This is a genomic window from Streptomyces sp. NPDC007808, assembly GCF_042868655.1.
GTDB lineage: Bacteria > Actinomycetota > Actinomycetes > Streptomycetales > Streptomycetaceae > Streptomyces.
On record NZ_JBIAEQ010000010.1, the window covers coordinates 57,965 to 75,791 of the forward strand.

Annotated in this window: 6 protein-coding genes; 3 read left to right on the top strand and 3 right to left on the bottom strand. The window is 71.9% G+C overall.

The features are described 5' to 3' along the window. Nucleotides 1–133: 133 nt before the first annotated feature. On the bottom strand, nucleotides 134–2,932 hold the full coding sequence (locus ACFYNL_RS33565; RefSeq protein WP_388810250.1) for an aconitate hydratase: 2,799 nt from the start codon (nucleotides 2,930–2,932) through the stop codon (nucleotides 134–136). 471 nt (nucleotides 2,933–3,403) lie between these two features. On the opposite strand from ACFYNL_RS33565, the gene argG reads away from it, so the two are divergent. The 3 genes from argG to ACFYNL_RS33580 all read left to right on the top strand — a co-directional run bounded on the left by argG (nucleotide 3,404) and on the right by ACFYNL_RS33580 (nucleotide 6,801). Further along, nucleotides 3,404–4,858: an argininosuccinate synthase gene (gene argG, locus ACFYNL_RS33570; protein WP_388810253.1), complete on the top strand. Its 1,455-nt coding sequence runs from the start codon at nucleotides 3,404–3,406 to the stop codon at nucleotides 4,856–4,858. 150 nt (nucleotides 4,859–5,008) lie between these two features. After that, nucleotides 5,009–5,206 carry a DUF4236 domain-containing protein gene (locus ACFYNL_RS33575; protein WP_388810256.1) on the top strand — a complete coding sequence of 66 codons (198 nt, stop codon included), beginning with the start codon at nucleotides 5,009–5,011 and terminating at the stop codon, nucleotides 5,204–5,206. 65 nt (nucleotides 5,207–5,271) lie between these two features. Beyond that, nucleotides 5,272–6,801 (top strand): helix-turn-helix domain-containing protein, encoded by a 1,530-nt coding sequence (locus ACFYNL_RS33580; protein ID WP_388810258.1) that lies wholly within the window; start codon nucleotides 5,272–5,274, stop codon nucleotides 6,799–6,801. Nucleotides 6,802–6,906: 105 nt separating this feature from the next. Here the strand turns inward: ACFYNL_RS33580 and ACFYNL_RS33585 are convergent, their stop codons facing one another. After that, a complete protein-coding gene (locus ACFYNL_RS33585; protein ID WP_388810261.1) occupies nucleotides 6,907–10,866 on the bottom strand; it encodes an amino acid adenylation domain-containing protein in 3,960 nt (1,319 codons plus the stop codon). Next, nucleotides 10,863–17,816 carry an amino acid adenylation domain-containing protein gene (locus tag ACFYNL_RS33590; protein ID WP_388810263.1) on the bottom strand — a complete coding sequence of 2,318 codons (6,954 nt, stop codon included), beginning with the start codon at nucleotides 17,814–17,816 and terminating at the stop codon, nucleotides 10,863–10,865. Before ACFYNL_RS33590 ends, ACFYNL_RS33585 begins: the two co-directional genes overlap by 4 nt. Nucleotides 17,817–17,827: the final 11 nt, after the last annotated feature.

The window sequence follows — 17,827 nt, forward strand, 5'->3', positions numbered from 1 at the left end:
TGTCCGTGAGCGACCTACAGGCCCTGCTGACGTGGGGCGAGACCCTGGAGCTTCTCGCGGGGGCGCGGCGAAGGGCCGCACCCCCTCGCCGGGGGTGCGGCCCTTCGTGGCGTCTGCCGCCGTGCCGTAGCGCCTACTTGCGGATCAGGCTGCGCAGGACGTACTGCATGATGCCGCCGTTGCGGTAGTAGTCGGCCTCACCGGGGGTGTCGATGCGGACGACCGCGTCGAACTCGACACCGGTGTCGGTGGTGACCTTCACCGTGCGCGGCGTGGTGCCCTCGTTCAGCTCGGTGATGCCCGTGATGGAGAAGGTCTCCTCGCCGGTCAGGCCGAGCGAGTCGGCCGACTGGCCGGCCGGGAACTGCAGCGGCAGGACGCCCATGCCGATGAGGTTCGAGCGGTGGATGCGCTCGTACGACTCGGTGATGACGGCCTTGACGCCGAGCAGGGCCGTGCCCTTGGCCGCCCAGTCACGCGAGGAGCCGGAGCCGTACTCCTTGCCGCCCAGGATGACCAGCGGGGTGCCGGCCGCCTGGTAGTTCTGCGAGGCGTCGTAGATGAAGGAGACCGGGCCGCCCTCCTGCGTGAAGTCGCGCGTGTAGCCGCCCTCGGTGCCCGGCGCGATCTGGTTGCGCAGGCGGATGTTGGCGAACGTACCGCGGATCATGACCTCGTGGTTGCCTCGACGCGAGCCGTAGGAGTTGAAGTCACGACGCTCCACGCCGTGCTCCGTGAGGTACTTGCCGGCCGGGGTGTCGGCCTTGATGGCGCCGGCGGGCGAGATGTGGTCCGTGGTCACCGAGTCGCCCAGCTTGGCCAGCACGCGGGCGCCGGTGATGTCGGAGACCGGGGTGGTCTCCATCGTCATGCCATCGAAGTACGGGGGCTTGCGGACGTACGTCGACTCGGCGTCCCACTCGAAGGTGTTGCCCGTCGGGACCGGCAGGGCCTGCCACTGGGCGTCACCCGCGAAGACGTCCGAGTAGGACTTGGAGAACATGTCCTCGCCGATGGCGTTCGCCACGACGTCGTTGACCTCGGCCTCGGAGGGCCAGATGTCCTTCAGGAAGACCGGGTTGCCGTCCTGGTCGGTGCCCAGGGCGTCCTTGGTGATGTCCACCTTCATGGAGCCCGCGAGGGCGTACGCGACGACCAGCGGCGGGGAGGCCAGGTAGTTCATCTTGACGTCGGGGTTGATACGGCCCTCGAAGTTCCGGTTGCCGGAGAGGACCGAGGTGACCGCGAGGTCGTGGTCGTTGACGGCCTTGGAGACCTCCTCCGGCAGCGGGCCGGAGTTGCCGATGCAGGTGGTGCAGCCGTAACCGACCAGGTTGAAGCCGACCTTGTCGAGGTACGGGGTCAGGCCCGCCTTGTCGAAGTAGTCGGTGACGACCTTCGAACCCGGGGCGAGGGTGGTCTTGACCCACGGCTTGCGGGTCAGGCCCTTCTCCACGGCCTTCTTCGCGACGAGCGCGGCGGCGACCATGACGTACGGGTTGGAGGTGTTGGTGCAGGAGGTGATGGCGGCGACCGTCACGGCACCGTGGTCGATCTCGTACGTCGAGCCGTCGGGGGCGGTCACGGTGACCGGGTTGGACGGGACGGCGGCACCGGTGCCGTCGGCGTGCTGCGGGGCGCCGGCGCCGTTCTCCTGGCTGCCGTAGGCGGGCGCGTCGGAGGCCGGGAAGGACTCGGCGCTCGCCTCGTCGACCGGGGAGGCCGCGGCGGCCGGCGTCTGCGCGACGGGGGCGTCGACGTAGTTGAGGACGTCCTTCGCGAACTGCTGGGCGGCCTCGGCCAGGACGATGCGGTCCTGCGGGCGCTTGGGGCCGGCGATGGAGGGCACGACCGTCGACAGGTCGAGCTCCAGCTTCTCGGAGAAGTCCGGCTCGGCCGTCGGGTCGAGCCAGAGGCCCTGCTCCTTGGCGTACGCCTCGACGAGCGCGAGCTGCTGCTCGGAGCGGCCGGTCAGCTTCAGGTACTTGATGGTCTCGTCGTCGATCGGGAAGATCGCGGCGGTCGAGCCGAACTCCGGCGACATGTTGCCGATGGTGGCGCGGTTGGCGAGCGAGGTGGCGGCCACGCCCTCACCGTAGAACTCGACGAACTTACCGACGACACCGTGCTTGCGGAGCATCTCGGTGATGGTCAGCACCAGGTCGGTGGCGGTGGTGCCGGGCTTGAGCTCACCGGTGAGCTTGAAGCCGACGACGCGCGGGATGAGCATGGAGACCGGCTGGCCGAGCATCGCGGCCTCGGCCTCGATGCCGCCGACGCCCCAGCCGAGGACGCCGAGGCCGTTGACCATGGTGGTGTGCGAGTCGGTGCCGACGAGGGTGTCGGGGTAGGCCTGGCCGTTACGGACCATGACCGTGCGCGCCAGGTGCTCGATGTTCACCTGGTGGACGATGCCGGTGCCGGGGGGTACGACCTTGAAGTCGTCGAAGGCGGTCTGGCCCCAGCGCAGGAACTGGTAGCGCTCCTTGTTGCGGCCGTACTCCAGCTCGACGTTCTGCGCGAAGGCGTCGTGGGTGCCGAACTTGTCGGCGATGACGGAGTGGTCGATGACCAGCTCGGCCGGGGAGAGCGGGTTGACCTTCGCCGGGTCGCCGCCGAGCTCCTTGACGGCCTCACGCATGGTGGCGAGGTCGACGACACAGGGCACACCGGTGAAGTCCTGCATGATCACGCGGGCCGGCGTGAACTGGATCTCCTGCGACGGCTGGGCCTGCGAGTCCCAGCTGCCGAGGGCGCGGATGTGGTCGGCGGTGATGTTCGCGCCGTCCTCGGTGCGGAGGAGGTTCTCCAGCAGCACCTTCAGGCTGTAGGGGAGGCGCGCGGAGCCCTCGACCTTGTCCAGCCGGAAGATCTCGTACGACTCGTCGCCCACCTGCAGCGTGCTGCGGGCGTCGAAGCTGTTCGCCGACACGACAGTCTCCTTCATTTTTGTGCGCTTACCACCGCATCCTGCCGCCACGCCGTCTTGGCCGATCCGCTAAGGTAAGGCTAAGTTAGGCATGCCTTACTGCCAGACCCAGCGAGAGCGTGCGACTGCGGTACGCCTCGGCAGATATCTCGATGTCGAGATAACTCTAGTACATGGGGCCGGGATGGTCATGCCCGGCCTCCCTGTCGCGTTGCGTCCGGCCGTGTCGTTGCCCACATCCCGCCGCGACATTCCACGCATCCGACTCACGCCGCCACGCACCACCGCAGGAGGCGTACGGCGGGGCACGCGCCCCCATAGACCTCCACTGGACCTCCCCCCAGACCTCCCGCCCCGCCGCCCGGCAACCCCGACATCGCGACTTCCGTAGGAGTCCCCGAGCTCACGCACGACCCCTTTGAACTCGCGCGCGACCCCTTTGCATGATCATGCGGGATGATGCATACTCTTCCTATGTCCAAGGTCCTCACCTCCCTGCCCACCGGCGAGCGCGTCGGCATCGCCTTCTCGGGCGGTCTCGACACCTCGGTCGCGGTCGCCTGGATGCGCGACAAGGGCGCCGTCCCGTGCACCTACACCGCCGACATCGGCCAGTACGACGAGCCCGACATCGCCTCGGTGCCCGGCCGCGCCAAGACCTACGGCGCCGAGGTCGCGCGTCTGGTCGACTGCCGCGCGGCGCTGGTCGAGGAGGGCCTGGCCGCGCTCACGTGCGGCGCGTTCCACATCCGCTCGGGCGGGCGCGCGTACTTCAACACCACGCCGCTGGGCCGCGCCGTCACCGGCACGCTGCTGGTACGGGCGATGCTGGAGGACGACGTCCAGATCTGGGGTGACGGCTCGACCTTCAAGGGCAACGACATCGAGCGGTTCTACCGCTACGGCCTGCTCGCCAACCCGAACCTGCGGATCTACAAGCCCTGGCTGGACGCGAAGTTCGTGACCGAGCTCGGCGGCCGCAAGGAGATGTCGGAGTGGCTGGTCGCCCACAACCTGCCCTACCGGGACTCCACGGAGAAGGCGTACTCCACCGACGCCAACATCTGGGGCGCCACCCACGAGGCCAAGACGCTGGAGCACCTCGACACCGGCATCGAGACCGTCGAGCCCATCATGGGCGTGCGGTTCTGGGACCCCGAGGTCGAGATCGCCACCGAGGACGTGACGATCGGCTTCGAGCAGGGCCGCCCGGTGACGATCAACGGCAAGGAGTTCGCCTCCCCCGTCGACCTGGTCATGGAGGCCAACGCCATCGGCGGCCGGCACGGCCTGGGCATGTCCGACCAGATCGAGAACCGGATCATCGAGGCCAAGAGCCGCGGCATCTACGAAGCGCCCGGTATGGCCCTGCTGCACACGGCCTACGAGCGCCTGGTCAACGCCATCCACAACGAGGACACCCTCGCCCAGTACCACAACGAGGGCCGGCGCCTCGGCCGCCTGATGTACGAGGGCCGCTGGCTGGACCCGCAGGCGCTGATGATCCGCGAGTCGCTGCAGCGCTGGGTCGGCGCGGCCGTCACCGGTGAGGTGACCCTCCGTCTGCGGCGCGGTGAGGACTACTCGATCCTCGACACCACGGGCCCGGCGTTCAGCTACCACCCGGACAAGCTGTCCATGGAGCGCACCGAGGACTCGGCGTTCGGCCCGGTCGACCGGATCGGCCAGCTCACCATGCGCAACCTCGACATCGCCGACTCGCGCGCCAAGCTGGAGCAGTACGCCGGACTCGGCCTGATCGGCACCGGCTCCCCCACCATCGGCGCCTCGCAGGCGGCCGCGACCGGCCTGATCGGCACGATGCCGGAGCTGCCGGAGGGCGGCGCCGAGGCCATCGCCTCCCGTGGCGAGGTCTCGGAGGAGGACGCGTGGCTGGACCGCGCCGCGATGGAGTCCGGCACGGACTGACCGCGGCCGAGAGGACGGACCACACCGGAAGGCCGGCCGGCGCCCAGGGCGTCGAGCCGGCCTTCGGCATGCCATCAGTTCGCCGAGTCGGGGTAACCGAAGGGGTACGCGCGCGACCTCGAAAGGAAGCGACCCGAGAAGGAGGCGTCCATGCCCCTCACGTTCCGCAAGAGTTTCCGCATCCTGCCCGGAGTGCGCCTGAACATCAACCGGCGCTCCTGGTCCATCACCACCGGCGGCAAGAACGGCCCGCGACACACCCACAGCAGCACCGGACGTCGTACGACATCGGTGGATTTGCCTGGACCTTTCGGGTGGCGTCGCACCCGTACGGCCAGGCGACGTTGACGCCCCATCACCCGGATGGCCCCCACAGGGATGTGCCATCTCATATCTGAGATAACCTCAACCTCATGGCAGACGACTACCTCGTACGCATCGGCAGGCTCATCCGTGACGCCCGGCAACACCGTGGCTGGACGCAGACGCAGCTGGCCGAGGCGCTCGGCACCTCTCAGAGCGCCGTCAACCGCATCGAGCGCGGCAACCAGAACATCAGCCTTGAGATGATCGCCCGCATCGGTGAGGCTCTGGACAGCGAGATCGTGTCCCTCGGGTACGCCGGTCCGATGCATCTGAGGGTCGTCGGCGGACGCCGGTTGTCCGGTTCCATCGACGTCAAGACCAGCAAGAACGCCTGTGTGGCCCTGCTGTGCGCCTCGTTGCTCAACAAGGGGCGCACGGTGCTGCGCCGCGTGGCCCGTATCGAGGAGGTCTACCGCCTCCTGGAGGTGCTCAACTCCATCGGCGTGCGCACCCGTTGGATCAACGACGGTGTCGACCTGGAGATCGTGCCGCCGGCCGAGCTGAACATGGCGGCGATCGACGCCGAGGCCGCCGTGCGCACCCGGTCCATCATCATGTTCCTCGGCCCGCTGCTGCACCGCATGGACCGCTTCAAGCTGCCGTACGCCGGCGGCTGCGACCTGGGCACGCGGACCATCGAGCCCCACATGATCGCGCTGCGCCGCTTCGGCCTGGACGTCGCCGCGACCGAGGGCCACTACCACGCCACGGTCGACCGGGCCGTCCGCCCCGACCGGCCCATCGTGCTGACCGAGCGCGGCGACACGGTGACCGAGAACGCCCTGCTGGCCGCGGCGCGGCACGACGGAATCACGGTCATCCGCAACGCCTCCTCCAACTACATGGTCCAGGACCTGTGCTTCTTCCTGGAGGCGCTCGGCGTCCGGGTCGAGGGCATCGGCACCACCACGCTCACCGTGCACGGCGTGGCGACCATCGACGTGGACGTGGACTACTCGCCGTCCGAGGACCCGGTCGAGGCGATGAGCCTGCTGGCCGCCGCCGTCGTCACCGAGTCGGAGCTGACGGTGCGCCGGGTACCGATCGAGTTCCTGGAGATCGAGCTGGCGGTCCTGGAGGAGATGGGCCTCGACCACGACCGTACGCCCGAGTACTTCGCGGACAACGGCCGTACGCGCCTGGTGGACCTCACCGTCCGGCCCTCCAAGCTGGAGGCGCCGATCGACAAGATCCACCCGATGCCGTTCCCGGGCCTGAACATCGACAACGTCCCGTTCTTCGCGGCCATCGCGGCCTCCGCGCAGGGCAAGACGCTGATCCACGACTGGGTCTACGACAACCGCGCCATCTACCTGACCGACCTCAACCGCCTCGGCGGCAGGCTCCAGTTGCTGGACCCGCACCGCGTCCTGGTGGAGGGCCCGACCCGCTGGCGCGCCGCCGAGATGATGTGCCCGCCCGCCCTGCGGCCGGCCGTGGTCGTGCTGCTGGCGATGATGGCGGCGGAGGGCACGTCGGTGCTGCGCAACGTGTATGTCATCAACCGGGGGTACGAGGACCTCGCGGAGCGGTTGAACTCGATCGGGGCGCAGATCGAGATCTTCCGGGACATCTGACGCGGGGGCCGGGGCGTCCCCGAACCGAGCAGGAGGCCGACCGCTCCCGCAGCTTCGCCCCTCCGCCGCGGCGGGTCACCGCGGAGGGAGGGGCGGCTCGGAGCTCTATCGGGTCTTCCTGTCGATCAGGCGGGCGAGTTCGGTGACGTGCGGGGGTGCGAAGAGGGACAGGTGGTCGCCTTCCAGGACGTGGTGGGTGAGATGTGCGGGGGCGCAGACGCGGGACCAGGAACGGGCCGCCGCGCGCCGGAAGTCGGGGTCCTGACGGCCGGCCTGTATCAGGCACACCGGTCCGGTGTACGCCGACGGGCGGTAGTCGCGGGCGGCCCGCAGGTGCATGCGGTTGGCGCGCAGGCGGAGGTCCAGGTCGAGGCGTTCGGCGTCGGTCGCCCCGGCGTCGAGCCGGGCGGCGCCCGCTCCCGTTGCGTCGCTGTCCTCGTCGCTCCGAGGGAGATGCTCGGAAAGGTAGCTCTCGACGAGGAAGAGCATCCCGGGCCGCTCGCCCCGCTGTTCGAGGAGTCGGGCCATCTCGAACGCCACGAGCCCGCCCATGGACCAGCCGAGCAGCAGGTACGGGCCGTTCGGGGCCACGGCGCGGACGGCCTTCAGGTAGCGGGCGGCCAGCGCCTCGATGCTCTGGTCCTCCTGTGCCGCGTCGTCCGCCGAGGCGGCCGGCGGTGCCTGGAGGGCGTAGAGCGGGCTGCTGAGTTCCGGGCGGGCGGCGAGGTGGCGGAAACCGATGGCCTCCCCGCCCGCGGGGTGGACGCAGAACAGGGGTGCGCCCTCGCCCCGGGGCCGTAGCGCGACGACGTCCTCGGATCGGGCGGGGTCGGCAGCGGTGTCCGCCTTCAGCAGCCGAGCCAGGTGCCGGGGGGTGGCCGGCCGGTCGCGGTGCCCCGGTTCCGGGTCCGGCTCCGTGAACAGGACGGGTACCGGCAGCGCGGTACCGAACTCCGCGTTCAGTCTGGCGATCAGACGGACCGCCAGCAGGGAGTGACCGCCCAGGGCGAAGAAGTCGTCGTCCGCGGCGACCGGGCCGGCGTCGAGCAGTTCCTCGAAGACACGGGCCACGGCGGTTTCCACCGGCCCCCGCGGCGGTGTTCCGGTGCGGCCCGCCGGGGGGATGTGCGGCGCGGCGGCGCCGCCGGAGGTGAGGGCCCGTACCGCGGCCGGGTCCACCTTCCCGTTCGGCGTGAGGGGTATCGCCCGGGTCCTGGCGTACGTCAGCGGCACCAGGTGGGCGGGCAGCCGCTCTGCCAGGAAGGTGCGCAGCGACCGGGGTGCGGTGTCGGTGTCGGTGGCGCTGGCGGCGGTGACGACACAGGCGGCCAGGTGGTCGCCGCGTTCCTCCTCCGAGACCAGGACCACGGCCGCGTCCCGCACGCCGGGGTGGCGCAGCAGCGCGGCTCGGATCTCCTCGGGCTCCACCCGTACGCCGTTGACCTTGATCTGGTCGTCCACGCGCCCGAGATAGTGGATCAGGCCGTCCGGGCCGACGCAGGCGAGGTCGCCGGTGCGGTACAGACGGCGGCCGGGCTCCGGTGAGAAGGGGTGGGGCACGAAGCGCTCGGCGGTGGCGTCCGGGGCTCCGACGTAACCGCGGGCCAGGCTCGTGCCGCCGATGTGGATCTCTCCCGGCACGCCGACGGCCACGGGTTCGAGGTCCTCGTCCAGGAGCAGGATTTCCGCATGGTCCATGGGCCGGCCGATGGGCACCGGGCCGGGGCCGTCCTCGGCGCTCACTTCGTGGACGCACACGCCGACGGCGGTCTCGGTCGGACCGTATTCGTTGAACACCCTCGTCCCCGGAGCGGCTGCCAGCCAGGGGGCGATCGCCTCGCCGTCCAGGGCCTCACCGCCGAGGACGAGCGACCCCGCGGTGTCGGCCAGGTGCCGCGGCTCCAAGGCGTGGTTGACGACCTTCAGGTGGGACGGGGTCAGCTTGAGCAGGTCCAGGCCGGACCTGCCGGCCAGTTCCGCCGAGAGAGCGAGGGCGTCGCGCCAGGCGGGGTCGAGGTGGACGGGCCGACCGGTGACCAGGGGCAGGAACAGGCTCGTCACGGTGAGGTCGAACCCGATCGAGGAATGCGCCATCGCACCGCCCGCACGGTCGCCGCCCTGCCGGCCACGACCGGCGCCCGTGTCGTCAGTCTCCTCCTGGTCGCCGTCGGCGAGGTAGGTACGGGCGCTCCACATCAGGTAGTCGCGGACGGCCCGGTGCGAGAGCATCACCCCCTTCGGGGCCCCGGTCGAGCCGGACGTGAACATGATGTACGCGAGGGTGTCGGGCCGTGCGCCGTCCGGCGTGGCGGACCCGGCCGCCGTCTGCGCGGCGTCGGATGGCAGGCCGCGCAGATCGACGCACTCGACGCCCTGCGGGACGCCGGTCTCGTCCGGACGATCGGTGAGCAGCAGTCTGCACCCCGCCCGCTCCAGCAACTCCCCCACGCGCAGAGGCGGGAGCTGCGGATCGAGCGGAACGTACGTTCCGCCGGCCTTGAGCACGGCCAGCAGCGCCACGACCAGTGCGGCCGAGTGGGCCGCGCTCACCGCCACCGGGGTCTCGACGCCGACGCCCCGCGCGCGCAGCGACCGGCTCCACCGGTCGGCCAGCAGGTCGAGTTCCCGAAAGGTCAGCCGCTCCGGTCCGGCCACCACGGCGAGGGCGTCAGGAGTGCGCCGCGCCTGCCGCTCGACGAGATGGTGCAGACAGAGGTCGTCCGACGGTTCCGGCAGGCGGTCCAGGAGCGGGGCGGCGCCGGGCGCCGGAGGAAGGCGCGTCCGGCGCACCGGAGTGGCGGGCGCGGCGAGCAGGGCGGCGAGCAGCGTCGTGTACTGGTCGGCGAGGACACGCACGTAGGCGTCGTCGAACTGCTCACCGTCGTAGGTCCACGTCGTTCGGCCCTCGGCCGGGCCCAGCGTGCACATCAGCCGCAGGGCGTGGTGCTCGCTCTCGACGTCGTCCCACAGCACGGTGAAGGTGACGCCGGCGGCCGGGCCGCCCGTGGTGGGCGGCATCGAGGTGAGGTCCTGGCAGACGAAGCCGATGTCGTGGGGCGCCCCGACCCCCGGGTCCGGGGACGGGGCGTCCTCGTCTGCCTCCTCGGCGTCGGACAGGGCGCGTTCCGCCCGTGCGGCGAGGGCGTCCAGGACCACCGCGGGTTCGAGCCGGGCGCTCACGCCGGTCCAGTGGGCGAAGTGGCCGAGGGCGGTTGCCGTTTCCTCGAAATCGCGGCCGGTGAGCAGCGTGCCGACGGTGAGGTCGCGCTGTCCGCTGATCCGGCCCAGCAGCGTCTGCCAGCCGGCCAGCAGCACGGCCGCCGGGCGCACCCGCCGCCGTCGCGCGTAGGCGTGGACGGCGGACGTGACGCCCTCCGGCACAGGTGCGGTGACGGTCCGGCGCTCCGGCCGGCCGGAGCCGCCGTGCCGGCGCAGCGGCAGGGGCAGCGGCCTCGCGGGGGCGCCGGGCGGCGCCGGCCGGCTCGGCTGTGGTCCGTACTCCTGGTGTTGCCATTCGGCGAACTGGCTGTACTGCAGGACCTCCCCGGTGGGCGGTGTGCCGGCGTACCGCTGGGCCAGTTCGTCGGCGAGCAGCCGCAGTGCGGGGCCGTCGGCGGCCAGGGCGGTGGTGGTGAGCAGGAGTGCGTACCGCTCGGGGCCGAGGGTGAACAGGGTCGCCCGCAGGACCGGCTCGTCCGGTGTGCCGTGCGGCAGCCGCCTGCCCATGCGGGCCACCTCGTCGATGCGCCGCAGTCGCGCCGCTTCGTCGAGGTGCCGCAGGTCCTCGTGGGACCAGTGCGGGCGCGCGTCGTCCGGGTCCTGGACGACGAGCAGCGCGGTGCGTACGCCGGGCACCCGCTGGTAGGTCGACCGCAGGATCTCGTGCCGGGTCACCGTGTCGTGCAGCGCGGACGCCAGGCGCCCGGCGTCCAGGTCACCGTCGGCGGTGAGGAGGATCTGCGCCCAGGACGGCACGCCGAGTTCGGTGAGCCGCCACAGCCGCTGCTGCTGGAAGGACAGCCGGTATCCCTCCACCTGCCGTACCTGCTCGGTCCGTGTCGTCACTGGAACCTCACCATGTCGCCCATGGCGACGAGGAGTTCACGCTCGCCGCGGAAGGGGTTGCGGGCGTGGGCGGTGAGGATGTTGTCCAGCAGCATCACGTCGCCGCGTTCCCAGGGGAAGCTGATCTCCAGTTCCTGGTAGACCCGCAGGATCTCCCGCATGGCGTCGTCGGGTATCGGTGTCCCGTCGCCGAAGCGGCAGCTGCGGGGGAGTTCCTCCGGGGCCATCGTGGACAGCAGCGATTCCCGCACGTCCGGGTCGAGGCAGGCGGTGTGCCAGTGCTGGGCCTGGTTGAACCAGGACCACTCGCCGGTGCGCGGATGGCGCAGGACGGCGGGGCGCACGGCGGTGGTGCGCAGCCGGTCACCGTGCCAGGTGTGGCGCAGTCCCTGCCGGGCGCAGCGGGCCTCGGCCTCGGCCCGGTCGGTGGTGCGCAGGACGTCCCGCCAGTCGAGGCCCAGGCCGGTGCCGTACGTGCGGATGTACATGACTCCCTTGGCGGTGAACTCCTCGCGCAGCGCCGGGTCCAGCCTGCGGTGGACGGCGCGGCTGTCGACCACGGGGGTCTCGCCGCCGGACTCGGCCGGGCGGGCGCAGCAGAACCAGATGCGGGTCGGGCCCTCGGCGTTGAAGGAGTTCTCGTTGTGCCAGAGGAGCTTCTCCTCCGGCGGGAAGAACACCGGCGTGTAGACGTTGCCGCCGAGCGAGGCTCGCGGGTGCTCGCCGTTCTCGGCGAAGAGGTCGTCGACGAACACGGAGGCGAAGCGCTCCAGGGCGTCGGGGTCGGTCACCGAGAAGCCGCGGAACAGCAGGGCGCCGTGCCGTTCCAGGTCCGCGTCGAGCCGGTCGCGGTGGGCGCGTGCCCAGGCCACCAGGTCGACGTCGGGGCGGGCCGGCCGCAGCACGACGGGCAGGTCGGCGTCTGCGCGCAGGTGCTCACGGGTGACGACGTCGCCCCCGGTGAGGGCGACCTTCGTCGGGGTGAGGGCGCGCAGTGCGCCGGGGCCGCGCCGCTTGCCCCGGCCCGGTGCGGGCCGGCCCGGGGTGGTGGGCGGCGTCGTGGGCAGGGGCGCGTCCGCGATCGAGACGTCGGGCCGGGTGGCCATGTCCGCGACGAGCGCGAGGTACTGCTCGCGCAGTTCCTCCATGGTGGAGGCGTCGAAGAGGGCGGGGTCGTAGTTGAGGAATCCCGCGATACCGGAGTCGTCCTCCTCCAGGACGATGGTGATGTCGAAGCGGCTGGTGTCGATGAGGTCCGCGGAGAAGGGGCTGATGCGCAGTCCGGCCGCGGAGCCGGTCGCCCGCCGGTTGTTGTTCAGCACGAATTTGGTCTGGAACAGCGGGCTGTGGTTGCGGGTGCGGGGCGGGCTGAGGGCCTTGACCACCTCCTCGAACGGCAGGTCCTGGTGGGCGTAGGCGTCCAGCGCCAGGGTCTTGGTGCGCTGCAGCAGCTCCCGCCAGGTCGGGGCGCCGGTGAGGTCGGCGCGCAGCACGATCTGGTTGACGAAGAACCCGATCAGCGGTTCGGTCCTGGTGTCGGAGCGGCCCGCGACGTCCGAGCCGACGACGAGGTCGGTCTCCCCGGTCCGCCGGTTCAGTACCGCGTACAGGGCGGCGAGCAGCGCCATGAACAGGGTGCTGTCCTCGTCCCGGCACAGTGTGCGCACCCCGTCTGCGGTGCCGGCCGGGATCCGGAAGCGCAGGCTCTCACCGCGGTGTTCGGGGTGGGCCGGACGGCGCCGGTCCAGGGGCAGTCCGGGCAGGTCGAGAATGCCGTCGAGACGCTGGGTCCAGTGCTCCACCAGGCGGTCGAAGTGGCCTGCCTCGGCGAGCCGGCGCTGCCAGATCGCGTAGTCGGCGTACTGCACCGGCAGGTCGGCCAGCCGGTGCGGCCGTCCCTCACGGGCCGCCGCGTACAGTTCGGCCAGTTCCTCCAGCAGGACGGCTGCCGACCAGCCGTCCACCGTCACATGGTGGGCCGTCAGCAGCAGCACGTGGTCCGTGGGGCCGAGCCGCAGCAGTGCGGCCCGCAGCACGGGGGCGGCGGCCAGGTCGAAGGGCTGGGCGTACTGCTCCCTGGCGAGCCGCCGGGCTTCGCTCTCGCGCTGCTCGGGCGGGTACGAGGTCAGGTCGGTGAGGGGCAGCGCGGGCGGCTCGGCGGGCAGCACGGTCTGGTACGCCCGCCCGTCGCGGGCGGTTATCACGGTCCTGAGCGCCTCGTGCCGCCGTACGATCTGCGCCAGCGACCGCCGCACCAGGTCGACGTCGAGTTCACCGGTCAGCCGTACGAAGACGGGGAAGTTGTACTGGGCGGTGTCCGGGTCCAGTTGGTGGAGGAACCACAGGCGTTCCTGGGCGAAGGAGGCGGGTACCGTCGCCTCCCGCTCGACGGCCGCCAGCGCGGGCAGCGCGGGGCGGTTCTTCTCCGCGAGCAGGCCGTCGACCAGTGCGGACAGGGATGCGAGCGTGGAGGCGTCGAAGGGCCCGCGGATCGGCACTTCCACCTCGAACTCCTCCCGCAGCCGGAAGACCAGGCGGAAGGTGAGCAGGGAGTGGCCGCCGAGGTCGAAGAAGTCGTCCTCGGGGCGGATGCCGTCGCGGCCGAGCAGTTCGCTCCAGATGGCGGCCATCCGCCCTTCGGTGGGCGTGAGTTCGACCTCGGGCTCCGCCCCCGGGTGCCCGGTTTCCTCGTCGGCGGGGGCGGCGGCGGTGGCCAGCAGGGCGGTGAGCGTGGCGCGGTCCACCTTGCCGTGGGCGGTGAGCGGGAGCCGGCGCAGCACGACGTACCGCGACGGGAGCATGGGGCCGGGGAGCCGGGTGCGGACGCGGTCCGCGATGCCGGGCAGTGCGGCGAGCGCGGCGGGCCGCCACAGCGGTTCGGTCGCGAGCCGCTGTGGCGGGGCGGAGGTGCCCGTGGACGGCAGGGGCGCGGGTGCCGTTCCGCGGCGGTGCAGCAGCAGGTCGAAGGATCCGTCGGGACGTCCGTCGGCCCAGCTCGGTTCGGCGTGGTATCCGTGGCGCCCGGCCAGGCGGCACAGCTCCTCGGGGTCGGCGCCCGGGCCGACGGCGTCCGCTGTCGCGCCGGACAGCCGGTTCAGCAGCCGCAGGTCGGCTGTCAGGCGGCTGTTGGGGATGCCGCGCAGCGCGAGCCGGTCGGGGCGTTCGGAGCCGAGCAGCGTGTCCAGGGCGGCGGCATCCATGCCCTCCGCCTGCCAGTCGCGCCACCGCGGTGACCCGGCGGCCGTGTCGTTCGCGGTGTGCGGGCCGGCGACGGTGATCACGACGTCGTAGCGGTACCGGGTCAGTTCGTTGTCGGCCGTCCCCCGCTTCGGCAGGACCCGTACCGAGTCGATGCGCGGCCGGGTGCGCAGCTCGTCGAACAGCCGTGGGTGGAGGCAGAGTTCGCTCTCGGCCTCCATGCGCCAGCGGGTCTCGGCGCGCAGTGCGTCGGTGGAGGTGCCCGGCCGCGCGCGGTGGGCGGTCACGGAGGCGTGGAAGGCCTCCAGGAGAGCGAGGTTGCGCACGTCGCCGAGGAAGACGTGGCCGCCGTCGGGCATCGCCTCTACGGCCTGCTCCAGGACACCGAAGAGGTAGTCCACGGACGGGAAGTACTGGACGACGGAATTGAGGACGACGGTGTCGTAGGTCTCGCCTCGGCGGATCGCGAGGTGGGCGGGGTCGGACCGCAGCGCGATCCGCTCCCGGTCGTTCGGGTCGGTGCCGACCTCGCGCCGCAGCCGGTCGACGACCTGCTCGGACAGGTCGACGCCCTGGTAGAAGTCGCAGTCGGGGGCGACGCGGGACAGGATGAGGCCGGTGCCGCAGCCGATCTCCAGCACCCGGCGGGGCCCGAGCGCGCGGATCCGGTCGACCGTGTGGTCCAGCCACTCGCGCATCGCGTCGGCCTGGAGGGGCTCGCCGGTGTAGCTGCTGTTCCAGCCGGCCAGGTCGAAGGACGGGTCGGCGGGGCGCTCGGCGGAGCCGTAGGTGTCCTCGTACAGGGTGCGCCAGCGGCTCACCCAGTCGTCCTCGGCGTCCGGGCCGGAAACGGTTGCGGTGTCCGGGCTGACGAAGGCCACCAGGTGCCGGGACTGCGGGGTGTCGCCGTGGGCGATCACAGCGGCCTCCCGGATCTGCGGGTCCTGGGCCAGGGTGGCGGCCACCTCGTCCGGTTCGATCCGGTGGCCGCGGATCTTCACCTGGTCGTCGAGCCGGCCCAGGTACTCCAGGTCTCCGGTGGCCAGTCGCCGCACCCGGTCACCGGTCCGGTACAGGCGCCCGCCGGGCTCCCCGAAGGGGTCGGGGACGAAGCGCTCCGCCGTCAGGTCGGGACGGTTCCAGTAGCCGTGGCAGACGCCCGCCCCGCCGACGTACAGCTCGCCCGGCGCGCCCACCGGCACGGGGTTGAGCCACGCGTCGAGGACGTGGAGCCGCACGTTGTGCACGGGCCTGCCGATGGGCACCCGGCCGAAGCCGCCGACCGGGTGCGCGCTGTCGTACGCGGCGCAGGCCACGGCGGTCTCGGTGGGGCCGTACTCGTTGACGATGCGGGGCCGGCCGGGTGCGGCGCGCCAGGCCGTGAGCCGTTCCTCGTGCAGTTCCTCACCGCCGACGACCAGGGTGCGCGTCCAGTCGCCGGCATGTGCGGGCGCGCCCGAGTCCGCCAGCATCCCCAGGTGTGAAGGGGTGAGCTTGACGAAGGCGAGGCCCCTGTCGGACTCGGCGCAGCCGCGCAGGGCCTGGCCCGGGGTGCCGGCGTCGTCGGCGAACAGCAGCCTGCGGCCCGCCAGCAGCGGTGCGAACAGGCTCGTCACGGTCAGGTCGAAGGACAGCGAGGAGTGCACCGGGACGGCACCGTCGGCCTCCGGCGGCAGGTACGTCTCGACGGCCCACAGCAGGTAGTTGGCGACCTGGCGGTGGGAGAGCATGGCGCCCTTGGGCCCGCCCGTCGAACCGGAGGTGTACATCAGGTACATCAGGTCTACGGAGCGGAAGTCTCCTCGCGGTGGGGTCTCGGCCTCCTCCCGGAGCATCCGGTCCGGGTCCAGCGTGACCACCGAAGGGCCCGCGCCCGGCGCCAGGTTCCGCAGGCTCGCGTCGGTGACCAGCAGGCGGGCTCCGCTGTCGCGCAGCATGTGGTCGAGCCGGGCCTCGGGATACGCCGGGTCGAGCGCCAGGTAGGCGGCGCCGCTTTTGAGCACCGCGAGCAGCGCGACGGCCGCCTCGGGGGCGCGCGGCAGCAGTACCGCGACCACGTCGCCGGGGCCCGCGCCGAGGCCGTGCAGCCGGTGGGCGAGCCCGTTGGCGCGCCGGTCGAGGTCCCGGTACGTCAGGTCGGGTCGGCCCGCGGCCGACACCGCGACCGCCTCGGGAGTGGCATGCGCACGCTCGGCGAAGAGCCGGTCCACTCGGACGTCCTCGGGGCGGGGCACCGCGGTGCCGGTGCCCTCGCGCAGGGCCTGCCGGGTCTCCTCGTCCGTCAGCAGCGGCAGGGTGCCGATCGGTGCCGTGGGGTCGGCGGGCACGGCGGACAGCAGGGTGGTCAGGGAGCGGGCCAGCCGCTCGCCGGTGGCGGTGTCGAACAGGTCCGTGGAGTGGATGAGCCGGCACTCCAGGCCGGCGTCGGTCTCCCAGACGTTCAGGTCGAGATCGAAGCGGGCGGCGTCGTGGTCCAGGTGGTCGAGCGGGGTGAGGGTGATCCCGCCCGGCAGGGTTGCGACCGCGCGCGGCGGGGTGTTGTGCAGGGTGAAGTTGACCTGGTAGATGGGGTTGCGGCCGGGGGTGCGCTCCGGGTGCAGCCGGCGGGCGACCAGGTCCAGGGGGACGTCCTCGTTCTCGTAGGCCTCCAGGCAGGTCGCGCGGACCTCGGCGAGGAAGTCCTGGAAGGACGTCCCGGGGCGGACCCGGGACCGCAGTGCGACCGAGTTGGCGAAGAATCCGACCAGGTCGTGGAAGCCCCGGTAGCGGCGGTTGGCGACGGGCGTGCCGACCACCACGTCGTCGTGTCCGCCGTAGCGGGCGAGCACGATCTGGAACGCGGCGAGCAGCACCATGAACAGTGTGGTGCCGGTGCGCGCCGACAGCAGCCGCAGTTCGTCGCTCACCCCGGCGTCCACCGTGAACACGGTGGAGGCGGCGCGGCCCGAGGGGCGGTCGGGCCAGGGCCGGTCGGCGGGCAGCGGCATCGGGTCCGGAGCGCCGGCCAGACAGCGCTCCCAGTGGTCGAGCTGGCGCGCGGCCTCGGCGCCCTGGGCCCATTCGTGCTGCCAGCGGGCGTATTCGGCGTACTCGACCGTGGGGGCGGGCAGTTCGGGTGTCCGGCCGTCGAGGCGGGCGCCGTACGCGGTGCCCAGGTCGCTCAGGAAGACGCCGAGCGACCAGCCGTCGATGACCGCGTGGTGGAAGACGAGCACCAGGATCGCGTCGTCCGCGGCGAGGCGTACCAGGGAGAACCGCACCAGTGGCCCCGTGGCCAGGTCGAACCGTTCCCCGGCGTCCGCCAGGGCGAGGCGTTCCGCCTCCGGGAGGCGGTCCCGTTCGGGCAGCGCGGTCAGGTCGACGACGGGCAGCGCCCGGTGGCGGTGCGGCAGGACCCGCTGGACGGTGCGGTCCTTGCTGACCGGGAGGACCGTGCGCAGGACGGCGTGGTGCCGCAGGAGGTCGTTGAGTGCGTCTTCGAGGGCCGTGTCGTCCAGCGGTCCGGTGAGCCGGTGGACGACGGGGCTGTGGTACGCGGGGCTGTCCGGGTCCAGTCCGGACAGGAACGCCATCCGACGCTGGGTGAAGGACGCGGGGGCCTCGCCGTTCTCGTCCAGGGCCGGCAGACCCGTGGAGGCGCCCTTCTCCCACATGCGCTGGCGCAGCAGGGCCCGCTGCTCGGCGGGGAGTTGTTCGATCCTGTCGCGCAGGTCGGCGTCGATCGTCTCGGCGGTCTTCGTGCTGTACGTCATGCGGCTCCCCC

Excerpts from the sequence above, each read along its gene's own strand:
- ACFYNL_RS33590 (WP_388810263.1), bottom strand. The coding sequence starts at position 17,816 with ATGACGTACAGCACGAAGACCGCCGAGACGATCGACGCCGACCTGCGC.
- ACFYNL_RS33580 (WP_388810258.1), top strand. The coding sequence starts at position 5,272 with ATGGCAGACGACTACCTCGTACGCATCGGCAGGCTCATCCGTGACGCC.
- argG (WP_388810253.1), top strand. The coding sequence starts at position 3,404 with ATGTCCAAGGTCCTCACCTCCCTGCCCACCGGCGAGCGCGTCGGCATC.
- ACFYNL_RS33575 (WP_388810256.1), top strand. The coding sequence starts at position 5,009 with ATGCCCCTCACGTTCCGCAAGAGTTTCCGCATCCTGCCCGGAGTGCGC.